Source organism: Dactylosporangium fulvum, assembly GCF_025137375.1.
GTDB classification, from domain to species: domain Bacteria; phylum Actinomycetota; class Actinomycetes; order Mycobacteriales; family Micromonosporaceae; genus Dactylosporangium; species Dactylosporangium fulvum.
The window spans coordinates 9,467,390-9,483,490 of record NZ_CP073720.1; the positions used below are offsets into that span (position 1 = coordinate 9,467,390).

18 protein-coding genes and 1 pseudogene are annotated in these 16,101 nt (G+C 69.8%); 11 read left to right on the plus strand and 8 right to left on the minus strand.

Going from position 1 to position 16,101, the window contains the following annotated elements; all coding sequences use genetic code 11:
- Nucleotides 1–49: 49 nt before the first annotated feature.
- The 3 genes and pseudogenes from Dfulv_RS43565 to Dfulv_RS43575 form a co-directional block, all read left to right on the plus strand.
- Nucleotides 50–280 carry a hypothetical protein gene (locus tag Dfulv_RS43565; RefSeq protein ID WP_259859673.1) on the plus strand — a complete coding sequence of 77 codons (231 nt, stop codon included), beginning with the start codon at nt 50–52 and terminating at the stop codon, nt 278–280.
- Nucleotides 270–581: a type II toxin-antitoxin system PemK/MazF family toxin gene (locus Dfulv_RS43570; protein ID WP_259859674.1), complete on the plus strand. Its 312-nt coding sequence runs from the start codon at nt 270–272 to the stop codon at nt 579–581. Before Dfulv_RS43565 ends, Dfulv_RS43570 begins: the two co-directional genes overlap by 11 nt.
- 27 nt (nt 582–608) lie before the next feature.
- Nucleotides 609–719 (plus strand): annotated as a pseudogene (locus tag Dfulv_RS43575) (peptide-methionine (S)-S-oxide reductase MsrA); the annotation flags it as partial.
- 42 nt (nt 720–761) lie between these two features.
- On the opposite strand, the gene Dfulv_RS43580 reads toward Dfulv_RS43575, so the two are convergent.
- Nucleotides 762–914 carry a hypothetical protein gene (locus tag Dfulv_RS43580; RefSeq protein ID WP_259859675.1) on the minus strand — a complete coding sequence of 51 codons (153 nt, stop codon included), beginning with the start codon at nt 912–914 and terminating at the stop codon, nt 762–764.
- 181 nt (nt 915–1,095) lie between these two features.
- Here Dfulv_RS43580 and Dfulv_RS43585 point away from each other — a divergent pair, with 181 nt between their 5' ends.
- Both Dfulv_RS43585 and Dfulv_RS43590 read left to right on the plus strand, forming a co-directional pair.
- Nucleotides 1,096–1,335: a hypothetical protein gene (locus tag Dfulv_RS43585; RefSeq protein WP_259859676.1), complete on the plus strand. Its 240-nt coding sequence runs from the start codon at nt 1,096–1,098 to the stop codon at nt 1,333–1,335.
- 2 nt (nt 1,336–1,337) lie between these two features.
- Nucleotides 1,338–1,856, plus strand: a complete 519-nt coding sequence (locus Dfulv_RS43590; RefSeq protein WP_259859677.1) for a type II toxin-antitoxin system RelE family toxin — start codon at nt 1,338–1,340, stop codon at nt 1,854–1,856.
- Nucleotides 1,857–2,547: 691 nt separating this feature from the next.
- On the opposite strand, the gene Dfulv_RS43595 is transcribed toward Dfulv_RS43590, so the two are convergent.
- Nucleotides 2,548–3,030, minus strand: a complete 483-nt coding sequence (locus Dfulv_RS43595) for a pyridoxamine 5'-phosphate oxidase family protein (protein ID WP_259859678.1) — start codon at nt 3,028–3,030, stop codon at nt 2,548–2,550.
- A gap of 322 nt (nt 3,031–3,352) precedes the next feature.
- Between Dfulv_RS43595 and Dfulv_RS43600 the strand changes: the two genes are divergently transcribed.
- Nucleotides 3,353–4,855, plus strand: coding sequence for a GAF domain-containing protein (locus Dfulv_RS43600; RefSeq protein WP_259859679.1), 1,503 nt, complete (start codon nt 3,353–3,355; stop codon nt 4,853–4,855).
- Between the two features lie 71 nt (nt 4,856–4,926).
- Here the strand turns inward: Dfulv_RS43600 and Dfulv_RS43605 are convergent, their stop codons facing one another.
- Nucleotides 4,927–5,418 carry a hypothetical protein gene (locus tag Dfulv_RS43605; protein WP_259859680.1) on the minus strand — a complete coding sequence of 164 codons (492 nt, stop codon included), beginning with the start codon at nt 5,416–5,418 and terminating at the stop codon, nt 4,927–4,929.
- Nucleotides 5,419–5,509: 91 nt separating this feature from the next.
- Between Dfulv_RS43605 and Dfulv_RS43610 the strand changes: the two genes are divergently transcribed.
- Nucleotides 5,510–5,770: a hypothetical protein gene (locus Dfulv_RS43610; RefSeq protein WP_259859681.1), complete on the plus strand. Its 261-nt coding sequence runs from the start codon at nt 5,510–5,512 to the stop codon at nt 5,768–5,770.
- Nucleotides 5,771–5,832: 62 nt separating this feature from the next.
- On the opposite strand, the gene Dfulv_RS43615 is transcribed toward Dfulv_RS43610, so the two are convergent.
- Nucleotides 5,833–7,011: an IPT/TIG domain-containing protein gene (locus Dfulv_RS43615; protein WP_259859682.1), complete on the minus strand. Its 1,179-nt coding sequence runs from the start codon at nt 7,009–7,011 to the stop codon at nt 5,833–5,835.
- Nucleotides 7,012–7,875: 864 nt separating this feature from the next.
- On the opposite strand from Dfulv_RS43615, the gene Dfulv_RS43620 reads away from it, so the two are divergent.
- Nucleotides 7,876–9,549: an aminotransferase class V-fold PLP-dependent enzyme gene (locus tag Dfulv_RS43620; RefSeq protein WP_259859683.1), complete on the plus strand. Its 1,674-nt coding sequence runs from the start codon at nt 7,876–7,878 to the stop codon at nt 9,547–9,549.
- Between the two features lie 43 nt (nt 9,550–9,592).
- Entirely contained in the window at nt 9,593–10,525 is a 933-nt protein-coding gene (locus tag Dfulv_RS43625) for a S1C family serine protease (protein ID WP_259859684.1), read from the plus strand.
- A 64-nt stretch (nt 10,526–10,589) separates the two neighbouring features.
- Here the strand turns inward: Dfulv_RS43625 and Dfulv_RS43630 are convergent, their stop codons facing one another.
- The 4 genes from Dfulv_RS43630 to Dfulv_RS43645 all read right to left on the minus strand — a co-directional run bounded on the left by Dfulv_RS43630 (nt 10,590) and on the right by Dfulv_RS43645 (nt 14,212).
- Nucleotides 10,590–11,837 carry an acetyl-CoA C-acetyltransferase gene (locus Dfulv_RS43630; RefSeq protein ID WP_259859685.1) on the minus strand — a complete coding sequence of 416 codons (1,248 nt, stop codon included), beginning with the start codon at nt 11,835–11,837 and terminating at the stop codon, nt 10,590–10,592.
- 65 nt (nt 11,838–11,902) lie between these two features.
- Complete coding sequence (locus Dfulv_RS43635) at nt 11,903–12,685, minus strand: SGNH/GDSL hydrolase family protein (protein ID WP_259859686.1); 783 nt, start codon at nt 12,683–12,685, stop codon at nt 11,903–11,905.
- Nucleotides 12,682–13,704 carry an SGNH/GDSL hydrolase family protein gene (locus tag Dfulv_RS43640; protein WP_406567882.1) on the minus strand — a complete coding sequence of 341 codons (1,023 nt, stop codon included), beginning with the start codon at nt 13,702–13,704 and terminating at the stop codon, nt 12,682–12,684. Before Dfulv_RS43640 ends, Dfulv_RS43635 begins: the two co-directional genes overlap by 4 nt.
- A 94-nt stretch (nt 13,705–13,798) precedes the next feature.
- The gene (locus Dfulv_RS43645; protein ID WP_259859687.1) at nt 13,799–14,212 is read right to left on the minus strand and encodes a PPOX class F420-dependent oxidoreductase; all 414 of its coding nucleotides are present in this window, start codon (nt 14,210–14,212) and stop codon (nt 13,799–13,801) included.
- Nucleotides 14,213–14,345: 133 nt separating this feature from the next.
- Here Dfulv_RS43645 and Dfulv_RS43650 point away from each other — a divergent pair, with 133 nt between their 5' ends.
- Nucleotides 14,346–14,696, plus strand: coding sequence for a YkvA family protein (locus Dfulv_RS43650; protein WP_259859688.1), 351 nt, complete (start codon nt 14,346–14,348; stop codon nt 14,694–14,696).
- Nucleotides 14,697–14,724: 28 nt separating this feature from the next.
- Entirely contained in the window at nt 14,725–16,089 is a 1,365-nt protein-coding gene (locus Dfulv_RS43655) for a cystathionine beta-synthase (protein ID WP_259859689.1), read from the plus strand.
- Nucleotides 16,090–16,101: the final 12 nt, after the last annotated feature.

Consider the following 16,101-nt stretch of genomic DNA (forward strand, 5'->3'; position numbering starts at 1 on the left):
CCATCGTCACCTCGACGGTGGCCGTTCCACCCGTATTACAGTTTGTCTTATGTCGACGATTACATTCCGCACAGATGACGACGTCGATCGGGCGCTGGCCGAGCTGACGTCCGGCGACCGCGACCGATCGCAGGTCATCCGTGACGCGATCCTCGCCGCGTGGCGCGCCCGCCGCGAGGAGCAGATCCGCGCGGAGGCGGAGGCCGTCGCAGCCGACGCGGACGACGTCGCCGAGGCCCGGGCGGTGCTGGCGGACATGGAGTCGCTCCGTGCGTGGTGACGTCTACGAGCTCAAGGCGCCTCGGGACACGCGCGGCCACGAGCAGCGCGGCAACCGCTATGCCGTGGTGGTGCAGTCCGACCTGCTGCCGCTGTCGACGTGGCTCGTCGCACCGACCTCCACCAGTGCCCGGCCGACCAGTTTCCGGCCGGAGATCGAGGTTCAGGGCAAGACCACATATGTGCTCGCCGAGCAGACGGCGGCCGTCCAGCCCGAACGACTCGGCCAGCTTGTCGGTCACCTTTCACGCCAGGAGATGACCGCAGTCGACGACGCGCTCCGTCTCGCGCTCCATCTCTGACACCGCACCGTGTTGTGACATGGACGTCAGGACTACCACCAGCAGTACCTTTCGGACGCCAAGAATCCGGGTGGCTACTGCAACCACGGTCCCAACGGCATGGCCTGCCCCATCGGCGTGGGCACGCTGCCTGCCTGACCCGGGCCAGCACACGGGCGCCCCCATCGGGCGCCCGTCTCGTTATCTGCAGAGGACCGTGACGGCCCAGCCGTCGACCACCTTGGCGGCCAAACCGTCTGCCCGCAGCGAGCTGATCTCCATTTTCGCTTCCGTTCCTCGCAAGCGCCGCACCAGCCCGGCAAACACGGCGCGGGTTTGCGCGATCAGCGACAAGGCACTGGGGTCGACCAGCCGACCCACCCTTACCGGAGTCCGCTCAGCCCGGCGGCCGGCCACGGCAAGTGCACCACTCGACGTTCTATCCAGATACCTGTACAGTTTTCGTATGACGATTCTCCACGAGCCTCGGCACGTCAGCGTGACCGAAGCTACACAGCGTGGGGTCGCTGGACTGGTGGCGGACGCCGAGCAGGGTTCCGATGTCATCGTGACCCGGCGACAAGAGCCGGTCGCCGCCGTCGTCAGCATGCGGCGTCTCGCCGAAATCGACGCGGCCGTGGCCGACCTGCGCGATCTCGCGCTGGTCCTGGCACGGTCGGCAACCGATACAGGACGCCGGACCTCATTTGACGACGTCCTGAGCGCCTTCGGACACACCCGCGAGTCGCTGAACAACCTGCCGGACGACAAGTAACCGTGGCGGAGATCAGCTTCACGGAGGACGCGATCGACGACCTCCGACGCATCGGACCGGACGCCGTCCCGAGGGTGCTGAAGAAGGTTCTCCTCCTGGCTGACGATGCCGAGGCGGGTTATCCGCTCGGCGGCGAACTGACGGGTTTCCGGAAGCTGATCGTCGGCCGCAACACCTGGCGCATCGTTTACCGGATCACTGAAGACAAGACGATCGAGATCTGCGAGGTCTGGGCGGTAGGGGCACGCGCGGACGCCGAGGTTTATACCGAGGCCGTCGGCAGGCTACGAGCGGCCGGCTCGACGCGGCCCGAACTGGTCCAATTGGCCGAAGTTGTAGAACAGCTCGGCAGACTTGCCGGCGATGTCGTCGCCACGCAGCCGCCGCCTCGCGAACCGGTGCCCGCCTGGTTGGCCGACAGGCTTGTGTTCACCGCAGGAATGACCCGCGAGGCCGTCGCGGCGCTCGCCCTTCAACAGGCGGTCGACCTGTGGACGGCCTATGTCTCGCGCCCGCAATGAAATGTGACATCGCCACCATGACTACCACCAGCGGTACCTATCGGACGCCAAGAACCCGGACGGCTACTGCAACCACGGCCCGAACGGCATAACCTGCCAGGGTCTCCGGGCAGCGGGCGGTTTACGGTCGCTACCAGTCGCGCCGGCCGTCGGTCAGTTCGGCTCGGTCAATACTGTCGGTTTGAGGTGGCGTTCCAACGCCTCCAGGCAAGATCGTCTCCCAGATTTCTCCCAAGCGAGTGGGCTGAGCCGAACCCGTTGTGCGGCTTGGCGGCGCGCCGACCCGGTCACAGCCGCGATCCGCAGTGGATCGTGCATTCGATGGATGGGGTGGGATGACACCCAGGGGAAGCACCACTGCAGGCGTCGGCGTGGCTGCGCTCGGCGCGGTGTTCTACGTGGCGTTCCTCGGCTGGCGCCTGTCGACGATCACACAGTGCCGCTGAGCACCATCCTTGGGCTCAGAAGACAAGCTACGAAACCAGCAGTAGAACAGACATCAGCTTCACCGACAGCGCCAGCGGTGTCGTGGCGATACTCACGTATGAGAAGCACTCCGGGTTGGGGTGGCGCATCGAGTCAACCGTCGAGTCTGAGTGAGAATCGGACCCCGGCACTCGAAGCCAAAGATGCCTGGAACAACGCAACCAAATCCCACGCGGCGGGGACCGTGGCAGCCGGTCCGGTGTCGTCACGACGCATGTGTCAGACCGTATGTGGTGGACCACGCCCGTTTCAGGTCGTCTTCGCTCCAGTGCCCGAACGTGTAGGCGGGCGAGTTCACCGGCAGTGCCCGTTCCACCTGGATCAGCACCGCCTCGTGACACGGATAGTCGGGGCCGTGCGTGTCCAGCACCCACCGGCGGGACCATGCGAACACGGGGTCGCCATCGCCGCGCAGTTCGGCGCTTCCCTTGAAGCGGTAGCCACGCCTGAGGAGAAAGTCGATCACGTTCACCTCGAGCCGGGGGTCGCGCCGCAGGTTCGCCACCGTCGTCGGTGAGGCCATGTTCATGAACACCAGGTGATCGTCGTCGTAGACGAGCAGGGAACCTTTCGGGGAGAGGTTCGGGGAGCCGTCCTCGCAGACCGTCGCCACGAACGCGAGCTTGGCACTATCGACGATCTTGCGCATGTCCTGCGTGATGATTCCCACCGCTTCCCAGCCCTTCATACCGTGCCTGCGTGCTCCCATCTGGGCAAGCCGACGCTCCGGTGGACGACGGCCGGCGCGGGCATGTTGACAACCTCACGCTGCATTACCCGGTCGGCCGGCCAAGTCGCGAGCACGTTGACTCTTCCGTGATTTCGCCCCTTCTCACCTGGAGCACGTGAGAAGGATCGGCGCCCGCTCCGCGGGACGGCCCGGTCTTGGCTTGACGCGCCCCGGACAAAGCAGTCGAATCCCGGGGCACGGTTATCGCACGCCAGCAGGCGGTCGCGCATCACCTTTGCATGGTGTGGGCAAATCTCACCATTTGTGCCGAGGATGAAGCGTGCCGTTTCGCGGGCCGGTCCATTGGTTGGCCGTCGCCGGGGTTGCCGTCGTGCTGCTGGTCGGCGTGGCACTCGGGCTGTCGCTCGCCCGGGAACGACCCCTCGAGACGGCCGCCATCGGAATCTTCGTCGGGCTGGCCGCTGCGGGCGTCGCCGTCGCCCTCGTCGCAACCTATCTCATCATCGCGGTTGTCGAACCCGTCCGGAAGACGGCCACCATCGCGGACCACCTTGCCGGCGGACGGCTCGACCCACGGCTGATCGAGACCGGGCTGTTGGAGATCAGCCGGCTCGGGCGGTCCCTCAATCTCCTCGGAGCCTCCCTCGGGCGCAGCCTCGACGGTCTCGCCCAGCTCGTCGAAGCGCAGACAGCGTTACGGCGGGTGGCCACCCTCGTCGCGCGCGGAACGTCACCCGACGAGGTCTTCGACGCGGTCACCGAGGAGCTGGGGCGGTTGATCGGTGCCGACGGCGCGAACATCGTCCGGTACGAGCCCGACGGCCGAGCCGTCATCGTCTCCACCTGGGGCTGGCCCGGGCCGCTCCTGCCGACCGGCACCCGTATCTCGCTCCAGGGGCGCAGTGTCTCGGCACTGGTACACCGCACCGGCCGCGCCGCCCGCATGGACACATACGCCGACCGCTCCGGTCCGCTCGCCGAATTCCTGCACGAGGAGGGGATCCGCTCGGCGGTCGGCGCGCCGGTCTATGTCGAAGGGCGCCTCTGGGGCGCCGTCACGGCCTCCATGACCCGCGACGATCCGCTCCCCCTCGACGCCGAGGCGCGCCTGGCCGACTACACCGAACTGGTCGCCACCGCGATCGCCAACGCGCAGGCGCGCACCGACCTGGTCGCCTCACGGACCCGGGCGGTGCTCGCCACCGACCAGACCCGCCGGAAGATCGAGCGTGACCTGCACGACGGAGTCCAGCAGCGGCTGCTGTCGCTCGGGCTGGAGCTGCGGGTCGCCCAGGACAGCGTGCCCGAGTCGCTGACCGCGCTCCGGGCGCAGCTCGCCGCGGTCGCGACCGGGCTCGCCGCCGGGCTGGACGACCTCCGCGAGATCTCCCGTGGCATCCATCCGGCGATCCTCACCGACCGCGGCCTGTCATCGGCCGTCAAGGCACTCGCCCGGCGATCGGGGGTCCCGGTCGAATTGGACGTACAGCTGGAGGGCCGACTGCCGGAAGTCATCGAAGCGGCCGCGTACTACATCGTGGCGGAGACGCTGGCGAACGCTGCCAAGCACGCGGAGGCATCGGTGGTACGGGTGGCTACGGCGGTCCAGCACAACCGGTTGCACCTGTCGGTCCGCGACGACGGTGTCGGTGGCGCGGATCCCACCCGGGGCTCGGGGCTCATCGGCATCAGCGACCGCGTCGAGGCGCTCGGCGGGACGATGGCGCTCTGCAGCCCGGTCGGCGAGGGCACCGCGCTCGAGATACAGCTGCCCATCCAACGTCCCGAGCAACCCGGCCAGCAGCCAGTTCGCGAGAATTGATCGGATATATACGGACAAAATGGGATCATGAGGGCTCGGGGCCAACCGCCCGTGAACAGGAGGGCGACCGGTCATCGATCACCGCGAAGGATCACCAGCATGCACAACGACGACCTCGGTACCGGTCGGCGCCTCAGGGCCCGACCGGTACTTCTGGGCGCGGCCGGACTCATGGCGGTGCTCACCACCACCGGCGCGGCCGCCCAGCAGGGGGCCAATGCGGCGAAGACCGTCGATGCCGCCCGCGCCGAAACACCATCGGCAGCCGCCGGCGCCAACCCGAGCGCCAGCACCGACCCGGGCAGCAGCGCAAGCCCGACCGACAGCGCGAACCCGGGCAGCAGCGCAAACCCGACCAGTAGCGCAAGCCCGAGCAGCAGCGCGAACCCGAGCAGCTCCGGCCCGGGCGGCATGAGCCCGGGCAGCCCGAGCCAGAGCGGCAGCGCCGGCCCGGGCAACAGCCCAGGCCCGACCGCCGGAGCCGGCTCGGCTCCGGGCGGCGCGACGAGCCCCGGCGCCAACGCCGCCGGCAGTGCCGGCCCGAGCGCCACCCCGAGCGCCACAGCCGGTACACCTGGAACACCTGGCGCCGAACCGGCGATCTCTATCCGCAATACGGGCTCGCTGCAGACCGACCGGGCCACCCTCCGCGTCGTGTCCGGACGGACGGACCTCACCGGCCAGCGCGAGCTGGGCTGGGTGGCGGGCCAGGGCGAGCCGTTCGGCTCCGCGCACTGCACGCAGCAGCTGCGGCTCATACCCGGCGGGCCCGTCGTCACGAAGCCCGAGCTGCTGATCTGCTGGCGGACGAGTCCGGTGAAGAGCGTCTACACCGTCGCCGTCTCCCTCGACGGGCACCCGTCGCGGGAGATCAGCGTCGCCGCGATCGACGAGGCGTGGGACGAACTCCGGTAGGCCGGCACACAAGAACAAAGCGGGGCGCCCCGGCCGGGGCGCCCCGCTTGTCGTTCAGCAGATCACAGGTAGGCGGCGACGGTGAAGGTCGCACCGCTGGAGATAATCGACTGGTTGCGCTGGGCCGCGGTGGCACCGACCGAGCCGTTCGCCACGACGGTCACCGTGTAGGTGCCTTCGGGGACGATGGCGTTGGACGTGCCGCCGTTGTTGAGCTTCAACGAGCACAGCAGCTCACTGTCCGAGACCGTGATGACGTCGGTGCACTCGATCACCTGGCCGTTGGTCTTCGCGCCGCTGTTGTCGGTCGGGTCGTACTGGCCCTTGACCAGGTACACGTGGGCGTTGGCCTCGTCGAACGTCGCCGAGTCCGGGGCCGAGTTGGCCGTGGACGCGAAGTTCAGCCCGGAGAAGCCCACGCCGAGCACGTCGAGCGTGATGTTCGCGCTGTTCGGCGCGGTGTTCGGCAGCACGCTGATGCCGTTGGTGAAGGTGAAGGTGCCGCTCGACTGCACGGTGCCACCAGCGGTGGTCACCGAGATGGTGAACGGCCCGCCGGCGGTGTGTGCCGGAGTGAGGGCCGTGAACGTCGTCGAGTTGATCGGCGTCACGTTGGTCATGGCCACGCCGCCGACGCTCGCCGTGATCGAACCGGCGGTCGTCGGGAACGCCGTGCCGGTCACCGTGACCAGGGTGCCGCCCTGCGCCGGGCCGGTGGTCGGCGAGATCGTCGTCGCGGTCGACGGGGTGGCGACGGAGTAGGAGGCGTTGGAGATCAGCGGGCTGCCCGTCACGCCGGTGGCGGCGACCGTGGTGCCCGAGTAGACGCAGAGCCCGTACTTGCCGGCCACGGTGAACGTGGGCATCTTGATCGCGATCTTGCTCGTCGTGATCAGCGTGACCGCGCCGCCTGCGGTGCCGACACCGACGGCGATGATCGGCGCCGTGGCCGTGCCGCCGATGCCGGTCGTGGCGTTCGCCGTCTGGTAGGTCGGAGTGCAGGTGCCCGCGGCGGAGAACTGCAGCTGGACGTTGACGACCGCGGCCGAGCTGTACGGCTTCGTACCGTCAGCGGTGAACGCCGTGACGGTGTTGCCGCCCGTGAGCGGGCCCGTGATGTTGCTGAGGGTGAGCAGGCCGGCGAAGGCCGGGGTGGCCGTGGCGACGAGCATGCCGGCGGTGAGGCCGGCGACCGCGGTGGCTCTCCCGAGGGAGCCGCCGATGAGCTTCTTCACGTGCATGTTTGTGGTCTCCTCCGGTGGTCACCACAGTGGGATACGAGCTACATGACGTAAAGTAACAGCGTGATAGCTGAGAGTTACTCAAATTGGCACAAGAACGGCCCCGACAGAGCCGGGGCCTGAAGGGTTTTGGCAGGCGAGGGCACATCATCGCGATATATGCGGGGGAACCACGATCTGTGCCCTCGCCTGCCGGGTAGACCCGCCCGTTCCCTGGGGAGGACGCCTGGCCGGAGGCGTTCGGAGCCGGCGGAGGCATGCCGGCGACCGTAACCCGGGCGGGTCTTTGTGTTGCGGGACTGCGTAGCGCTGGCGGGCGCGCCGAAGTCTCCGCTGGATCAACGATCGTGCTAGAGGAAGGTTCCCCGGTTGCCGCCGGCGCGGTGCCAACCGCCTCGCGACCGGGGAATGCTACCGAGATCGATGCGCCAGTCGGGCATCGACCGAAGGCTGTACAGGTCGTGGCGGGCGGTCCACGCTTCGTTCCACGGCCGCCGGGACGCCTCGGCGGCGTTCTCCGCGAGCCGGCGTGGCGCGCACGGCCACTCCCGCCCGCACCAGAGGCACTGGCCGTCGTCGTCCGACTCGCTGTGCCGGCTCAGGATCTGTGTGGCGTCCCGCCATAACAGTCGATCGACCACGTCTGTTGGCTCGGACTGGTCAACACTGACCAACTTCCCTACCCCCAAACTCCATGAGGCTTCCTGAGAACCTCCGGACGAAACGTTAAACAGTCGGGCTCTCCAGCGGGGCGGACAAGCAGTGCGACATCCGTCCGACCACTCGAAAGAGGACGGCGTGGCGAACGGGAAGACGGACCATCGAGCCCTCCGGCACAGCGGCGGTTGCCCGCATAATGACGCCATGGAGAGCCCCCTCTTGTCGCGGATCCGCGATGCGGTGATCGGCGACGACCAAGTGATGTGGGGCCCCTTCGGCGCCCGTCGCGTGACGTACGCGGACTACACCGCCTCCGGTCGCGCACTCGACTTCATCGAACGGTTCGTCCGCGACGAGGTCCTCCCGAGGTACGCCAACACCCACACGGAATCGTCCGGCACCGGCCTGCAGACGACACGCCTGCGCGAGGACGCCCGGCAGATCGTCAACGAGGCCGTCGGCGGCGACGCGGAGACGGTGGTCATCTTCACCGGCTCCGGCTCGACCGCGGCGATCGACAAGATGGTGCACATCCTGGGCCTGCGGGTGCCGGCCGGCCTCGAGGACCGGTACGAGCTGTCGGCACGGATCCCCGCCGGGGAGCGCCCGGTCGTGTTCATCGGGCCGTTCGAGCATCACTCCAACGAGTTGCCGTGGCGGGAGTCCATCGCGGACGTCGTGGTCATCCCGGAGGATCACGACGGCCACATCGACCTGGCGCGCCTGCGGGCGGAGTTGGAGCGCCACGCCGGGCGGCCGCTGAAGATCGGCTCGTTCTCCGCGGCCTCCAACGTCACCGGCATCGTGAGCGACACGCGCGCGATCTCGGCGCTGCTGCACGAGCACGGCGCACTGTCCTTCTGGGACTTCGCCGCCGCGGCGCCGTACGTCGACGTGGCGATGTACGGGCCGGGGCCGGGCGAGCACAAGGACGCCGTGTTCATCTCGCCGCACAAGTTCGTCGGCGGCCCGGGAACCCCGGGCGTGCTGGTCGTGCGGCGCGAGGTCCTCACCAACCGGGTGCCGACCGTGCCCGGCGGCGGCACCGTCGACTACGTCAACCCGACCGACCACCACTACATCGCCGACCCCGCCCACCGTGAGGAGGGCGGCACCCCGGCGATCGTCGAGTCGATCCGCGCCGGGCTCGTGTTCCAGCTCAAGCAGGCGGTGGGCACCGACACGATCCGCGGGCTCGAGGAGCGGTTCCTGCGCGAGACGATCGCGTCGTGGCGGACCAACCCGAACATCGAGATCCTCGGCAACCTCGACGCGCCACGGCTGTCGATCGTCTCGTTCGTGATCCGCCGGCCGCGGGGCCGCTACCTGCACCACAACTTCGTCGTGGCGCTGCTCAACGACCTCTTCGGCATTCAGTCGCGAGGCGGCTGCTCGTGCGCCGGCCCCTACGGGCACCGGCTGCTCGGCATCGACATCGAGCGCTCGCACCGCTTCGAGCAGGAGATCATCGCCGGGTGCGAGGGGATCAAGCCGGGCTGGGTGCGGGTCAGCTTCAACTACTTCATCTCCGAGGCCGTGTTCCGGTACATCGTGGACGCGGTCCACCTCGTGGCCACGCACGGCTGGGCGCTGTTGCCGCAGTACCGGTTCGATCCGTACTCCGGGCTGTGGAAGCACCGCGACGGCCTGGTCGAGCCACCACTGCGGCTGTCCGAACTGCACTACGACGAGGCCGGCGAGCTGCGCTGGCCGTCACGGCACGAGCGAGCGCCGGAGTCCGCCCTGTCGGAGTACCTCCGGTTCGCCCGCGACCTGTTCGAGTCCCTGCCACCGGTCGACGAGCCGGACGGCGTCGTCTCCCCCAACTTCGAGGCGCTGCGCTGGTTCGACCTGCCGGCGAAATCGCTGTTGGCGTAAATCGCGCGGGCATGTGCGCCGCCCGGGGCGTGTTCCATCGTGCATGGACCCAGAAATCGACGCGCTCGACGCGTACAGCCGGGTCGTCTCCAGCGTGGCGGCAACCCTGCTGCCGAGCGTGGCCAGCCTGACCGTGCGCAGCCCGCGGGGCGAGGGAGCCGGCTCGGCCGTCGTGTACACCCCGGACGGCTTCGTCCTGACCAGCGCCCACGTCGTCGCCGGCGCCGACGGCGGCCTGGCGGAGTTCACCAATGGCATCCAGACCAGGTTCGACGTCGTCGGCACCGACCCGCTCGCCGATCTGGCGGTGCTGCGCATCCGCGAGACAGGCGTGCCGCCGGCGACGCTCGGCAACGCCGACGACCTGCGCATCGGCCAGCTCGTGGTCGCCGTCGGCAACCCGCTCGGCCTCGCCGGCTCGGTCACGGCCGGGGTGGTCAGCGCCCTCGGCCGCTCACTGCCGGTGCACGACGGGCGGCACGTGCGCCTCATCGACGACGTCATCCAGACCGACGCCGCGCTCAACCCGGGCAACTCGGGCGGCGCGCTGGCCGACTCGACCGGCAAGGTCGTCGGCGTCAACACCGCCGTGGCCGGCATCGGGCTGGGGCTCGCGGTGCCGATCAACAGCAACACGCGGCTGATCATGTCGGAGCTCATGTCGACCGGGAAGGTCCGCCGGGCCTGGCTCGGTGTGGCCGGCACACCGGTGACGCTCCCCCAGCCGCTGGTGGAGCGCACCGGCCAACGCAAGGGCCTGCGGCTCGTCGAGGTCGTGCCGGGCAGCCCGGCCGGCCAGGCCGGGCTCTACGTCGGTGACGTGATGCTCAGCGCGGGCGGCCGCCCGATCATCGGTGTGCAGGACGTGCAGCGCCTCATGCTCGGCCCGGCGATCGGCCAGCGTCTGTCGATCACCGTGCTGCGCAAGGGTGCGCTGGTCGACGTCGCCGCGGTCCCCGAGCCTCTCTCACGTTGATCTTGTACTTGTGGTGCCGCGACACTCCCACGATGTCCGGGTTTGTCAGGCACCACAGCTGCGGCTAGGAGAGGCGCTCCAGGACCATGGCCATGCCCTGACCGCCGCCGACGCACATCGTCTCGAGGCCGATCGACTTGTCGTGCCACTGCAGCGAATTGATCAGCGTGCCGGTGATGCGGGCGCCCGTCATGCCGAACGGATGGCCGACCGCGATCGCGCCGCCGTTGACGTTGAGCTTCTCCAGCGGGATGCCGAGGTTGCGGTACGACGGGATGACCTGCGCGGCGAACGCTTCGTTGATCTCGACGAGGTCGACGTCGTCGACCGTCATGCCGGCGCGCTTGAGGGCGCTGCGGGAGGCCTCGACCGGGCCGATGCCCATGATCTCCGGCGACATCGCGGTGACGCCGGTCGACACGATGCGTGCCAGCGGCGTGATGCCGAGCTCCCGCGCCTTGACGTCGCTCATGATGACCACGGCCGCGGCACCGTCGTTGAGCGGGCAGCAGTTGCCCGCCGTGACGCGGCCGTCGGGGCGGAACACCGGCTTGAGGGCGGCGACACCCTCAAGCGTCACGCCGGCGCGGGGGCCGTCGTCGGTCGACACCACGTCACCGGACGGCGTCGTCACCGGCGTGATCTCGCGGGCCCAGAAGCCACTCCTGATCGCCGCTTCGGCGAGGTTCTGCGAGCGGACGCCGAACTCGTCCATCTCCTCGCGGGTCACGCCCTCGATCTCGGCGAGGTTCTCCGCGGTCTGGCCCATGGCGATGTAGACGTCGGGCAATGCGCCGTCCTCGCGCGGGTCGTGCCAGGTGTCGGCGCCGCCCTCGGCACGCTTGGTGGTGCGGGCGTAGGCGTCGGCGAACCGCGGGTTCTGCCAGGGGCCGCCGACCGCGCTCTGCGCCTCGGCGGGCAGCGTGTCGGAGTTGCCGCGCGCATACCGCGACACGCACTCGACGCCGGCCGAGATGAACACGTCACCCTCGCCGGCCTTGATCGCGTGGAAGGCCATGCGGGTGGTCTGCAGCGAGGACGCGCAGTATCGCGTGGTGGTCGCGCCCGGCAGGTGGTCGAAGCCGAGCAGCGTGCCGACCACGCGGGCCATGTTGAAGCCCTGTTCGCCGCCGGGTAGGCCGCAACCCAGGTAGAGGTCCTCGATGTCCCGCGGGTCGAGCTGCGGGACCTTGTCGAGTGCGGCCCGGACGATGGTGGCGGCGAGGTCGTCGGGGCGGAGGTCGCGCAACGATCCCTTGGCGGCACGGCCGATCGGGGACCGGGCGGTGGCGACGATGACAGCTTCCGGCATGACCTCACGCTACTCTGCGGTAACTGAACCGGGCGAGCGGCTGTGACAAAACCCTGCAGGCGCTCTCAAGCGGCGCCGCGGACCGCCGTCGCCTCCTCCACGGCCGGCAGCAGGGCGTGGGCCCAGACCCGGTAGCCGTCCGCCGACGGGTGGAACCCGTCGTGACAGAGCGTGCCCGCGTCGGCCCGGAACACGGCACCCGTGCGGGCCGCCAGGTCGACGACCACCGCGCCGCCCGCCGAGGCGGCGGCCGCCTGCTGGCGGGCCATCCGCCGGCTGCGCAAGCCGAGCAGCTGCCGCAGCGGCGGCGCGAACGCGCGCAGCGCGCCGAAGTCGGGGCAGGTGCCGACCACCACGGGAATGCCTGCGTCACGGAGCCGCCGGCACGCCGCGCCGAGGTGCTCGGCGGCGTCGACGGCCCGGCCGAGGTGCATCACGTCGTTGGTGCCGACGAGCATCAGGGCGACGTCCGGCTTCGGCCCGACGAGGGCCCGCGCCACCTGCGTGGCCAGGTCGGACGAGCGTGAACCGGCCACCGCGACGCTGGACAGCTCCACCCGTCGACCGGCCGAACCCTCGGCGAGCAGCGCGGCGAGCTGGCCGCCGACGGTGTCCGCCACACGGTCGACGCCGACGCCGAGCGCGGTCGCGTCGCCGAGCAGCACCAGCCGCAGCGGCGGCTTGCCGGCGGCGCCGATCGACGAACGCATCGCCAGCCGCATGTCGGGCTTCGCATACGTGCGGGTCCGGGCCGCGACCGCCTGTGCGGCCAGGACCGCGGCGCCACCGACGGTCCCGGCGATCACCGTGACGGTCGCGAGGCGAGCGAGCCGCCGGACAACGCTCATGTCAGCTCCTCACTGCGTGCGGCACTGGGCTGCCGCGCGGCCTGTTGCGGCAACCGGTGCCATACCCGGTGGCGCAGCTGTGCCCACCGGCCCGCCGGGCCACGATCCTTGCCGGCGACCTGGGTCGCGCTGACCTCGGTGCCGGGCCGGTGCACGGCCTCGACAGCCGCCTGCGGCAGGGAACGGATGCCCTCGCCCGGCACGAGCGACGTCACCGCCGCCGGAGTCGGCTCCGTCAACGCTGCCACAACGGTAGGCAACACGGCCTGGGCGGCGGCCAGGTAACCGGCTCCGGACGGGTGGAAACGGTCGAAGCTGAACATCCGGTCCGGCTCCGCGTAGAACAGCTCGCCGAGCAGGTCGCCGAGCGACACCGTGCGGCCACCCGCCTCGACGACCGCGATGGTCTGCGCGGCGGCGAGCTGCCGGCTCCAGTGTCGCGCCAGCCAGCGCAGCGGTGGCTGGATCGGCCGGATCGTGCCCAGGTCGGGGCAGGTCCCGACAACCACCTCGACACCGGCCGCGCGCAGTTTGCGCACCGCCTCGACCAGGTGCCGCACCGCGGAGACCACGCTCACCCGGTGCGTGACGTCGTTGCCGCCGACGCAGATGACCGCCACGTCGGGCCGGTGCCGCAGCGCCACCTCGACCTGCGGCGGGAGGCCCTTGGACTCGGCGCCGACGACCGCGAGGCAGCGCATCCAGACCGGCCGCCGCTGCTGCTCGGCCAGGCCGGCGGCCACCGCCGCGGCGAAGGTCTCACTGGGCAGCTCGGCACCGTAACCGGCCGCCGACGAGTCGCCGAGCACCACCAGGCGGATCGGCTCGCCGTCGTAGCCGGCGCCGTACGTGCCGTCGGCGCGCGGCGGCGGGCTGACCACCTGCGGGATCGTCTTGCGGGCCAGCATCGCCTGCCCGAGCACCAGCCCGTAGAACAGCACGCCGGCCCCGGCGATGCCGCCACCGCCGACCGCCGCCGCTGTGGCTATCCGCCGTATCTGCTCTGACCGAAGCTTCAACGCCCCCGCCTTCCGTCCCCGAGGTCACCGCGACCCCGAGGCTAATCTCCGCTCCTCAAGTTTTCGTCGGCATTCGTCCGGTTGGCGATCGTCCTCATCCCGACCGATCCGGTCCCGCCCGGGTCAGCTCCACCTGGATCAGCACTCTCTGTTCACGAATCATCGCCGCGCGGTAGTCGTCCCAGTCGGGATGGTCCCCTCCGGTTGCCCTCCGGTAGTAGTCGACCAAACCTTCGACACTCTCCGGCGGCGGTACGATCACCGCCTCGCCCTCGACCTGGATCCAGCGACCGAAAAAGCCGTCGGGCAGCACGCACACCGCCGCCCACGGGTCACGCTGCAGGTTCTTCACCTTGAACGCCGTCAGTCGGCTGCTCATCACCGCCCGGCCGGCGTCGTCGACCACAACCAGTACCGGCGACATCTGCACTCCGCCGTCCGGCCGTTTTGTCGCCAGAACGGCGCGATGCTGCTCGGCCAGGACGGCTCGAGCCTCGTCGAGATCCATGTCGTCATTCTTACCGCGCCGATCCCAGCGACGGTTGCCGTTGGATGGTGACGGGCACCATTACATTCAGAGGGACCACAGGGACCACAGGGACCACAGGGACCACAGGGACCACCAGGGAGGTCTGACGACCATGGCGGACAGCGCGCTGCGCCGGCGGATGGCGTGGACGGCCCTCGTGCGGGTCTTCAAGAAGGACACGCCGGGGATCGGCAGGCGGCTGGCCGCCATCCCGCGAATGATCAAAGCGACGTTCAAGGGCCAGTACGACGGCGGTGCCCGGCTGGCCATGATCGCCGCCGCCGGTGTGTACATCGTCTCGCCGATCGACGCCGTGCCCGAACTCTTCCTGCTCGTCCTCGGCGTCGTCGACGACGTCGCTGTCGCGGGATACTTCGCCGGCGCCCTCCTCGACGAGCTCGAGCGCTTCCTGGAGTGGGAGAAGCAGCGCGACAGCGTCATCCAGGGACACGTCGTCGGGTGACCCCGGTTCGGGCTATACGCTGGGCGACGTGCGCTACTACGACAACGTCGTCGAGCTGGTGGGCAACACCCCCCTCGTCCGGCTCCGCAACGTCACCTCCGGCATCTCCGCCAAGGTCCTCGCCAAGGTCGAATACCTGAACCCCGGCGGCAGCGTGAAGGATCGCATCGCGCTGCGCATGGTCGAGGAGGCCGAGCAATCCGGCCTGCTCCAGCCGGGCGGGACGATCGTCGAGCCCACCTCCGGCAACACCGGGGTCGGGCTGGCGCTGGTGGCCCAGCTGCGGGGGTACCGCTGCGTGTTCGTCTGCCCGGACAAGGTCAGCGAGGACAAGCAGAACGTCCTGCGGGCCTACGGCGCGGAGGTGGTCGTCTGCCCGACCGCCGTCGCCCCCGAGGACCCCCGGTCCTACTACAACGTGTCCGACCGCCTGGCCCGGGAGATCCCCGGGGCGTGGAAGCCCGACCAGTACGCCAACCCGGCCAACCCCCGCTCGCACTACGAGACCACCGGACCCGAGATCTGGGAGCAGACCGACGGCCGGGTTACACACTTCGTCGCCGGTGTCGGCACCGGTGGCACGATCTCCGGCGTGGGCCGATACCTCAAGGAGGTCTCCGGCGGCGCGATACAGATCATCGGCGCCGACCCGGAGGGCTCGGTGTATTCGGGCGGGACCGGCCGGCCGTACCTGGTCGAGGGCGTGGGCGAGGACTTCTGGCCGACCACGTACGACAAGACCATCTGCGACCAGATCGTCGAGGTCTCCGACAAGGAGTCGTTCGAGCTGACCCGCTGCCTGGCCCGCGAGGAAGGCCTGCTCGTCGGCGGCTCCTGCGGCATGGCGGTGGCAGCGGCACTGAAGGTCGCCCGCGAGGCTCCCGCCGACGCCGTGGTGGTCGTGCTGCTGCCCGACGGCGGCCGCGGCTACCTGTCGAAGATCTTCAACGACGATTGGATGGCGCGCTACGGTTTCCTCCGTACCGCCGAGGAGACCCCCACGGTCGCCGACGTCCTCATCGGCAAGGGCGGGCGGATGCCCGAGATGGTGCACGTCCACCCGAACGAGACGGTCCGCGACGCGATCGACTACATGCGCGAATACGGCGTCTCCCAGCTGCCGGTGCTCAAGGCCGAGCCGCCGGTCGTCACGGGCGAGGTGGCAGGCTCGATCGCGGAGCGCGACCTGCTCGACGCCCTGTTCTCCGGCCAGGCCCACCTCCACGACATCGTCGAGCGCCACATGACGTCGCCGCTGCCCATGATCGGCGGCGGCCAGCCGGTCGGCGAGGCCGTGGCCCTGCTGGAGAAGGCCGACGCCGCGGTGGTACTGATCGACGGCAAGCCCGCGGGCGTCATCACGCGCCAGGACCTGCTGGCCCACCTGACATAGCCGTCCACCCAT

What these genes read in the sequence shown, in the direction of transcription:
- Dfulv_RS43650 (WP_259859688.1), top strand. Translation starts at nt 14,346, where the DNA reads ATGGCGGACAGCGCGCTGCGCCGGCGGATGGCGTGGACGGCCCTCGTG.
- Dfulv_RS43630 (WP_259859685.1), bottom strand. Translation starts at nt 11,837, where the DNA reads ATGCCGGAAGCTGTCATCGTCGCCACCGCCCGGTCCCCGATCGGCCGT.
- Dfulv_RS43565 (WP_259859673.1), top strand. Translation starts at nt 50, where the DNA reads ATGTCGACGATTACATTCCGCACAGATGACGACGTCGATCGGGCGCTG.
- Dfulv_RS43635 (WP_259859686.1), bottom strand. Translation starts at nt 12,685, where the DNA reads ATGAGCGTTGTCCGGCGGCTCGCTCGCCTCGCGACCGTCACGGTGATC.
- Dfulv_RS43620 (WP_259859683.1), top strand. Translation starts at nt 7,876, where the DNA reads ATGGAGAGCCCCCTCTTGTCGCGGATCCGCGATGCGGTGATCGGCGAC.
- Dfulv_RS43595 (WP_259859678.1), bottom strand. Translation starts at nt 3,030, where the DNA reads ATGAAGGGCTGGGAAGCGGTGGGAATCATCACGCAGGACATGCGCAAG.
- Dfulv_RS43625 (WP_259859684.1), top strand. Translation starts at nt 9,593, where the DNA reads ATGGACCCAGAAATCGACGCGCTCGACGCGTACAGCCGGGTCGTCTCC.
- Dfulv_RS43645 (WP_259859687.1), bottom strand. Translation starts at nt 14,212, where the DNA reads ATGGATCTCGACGAGGCTCGAGCCGTCCTGGCCGAGCAGCATCGCGCC.
- Dfulv_RS43615 (WP_259859682.1), bottom strand. Translation starts at nt 7,011, where the DNA reads ATGCACGTGAAGAAGCTCATCGGCGGCTCCCTCGGGAGAGCCACCGCG.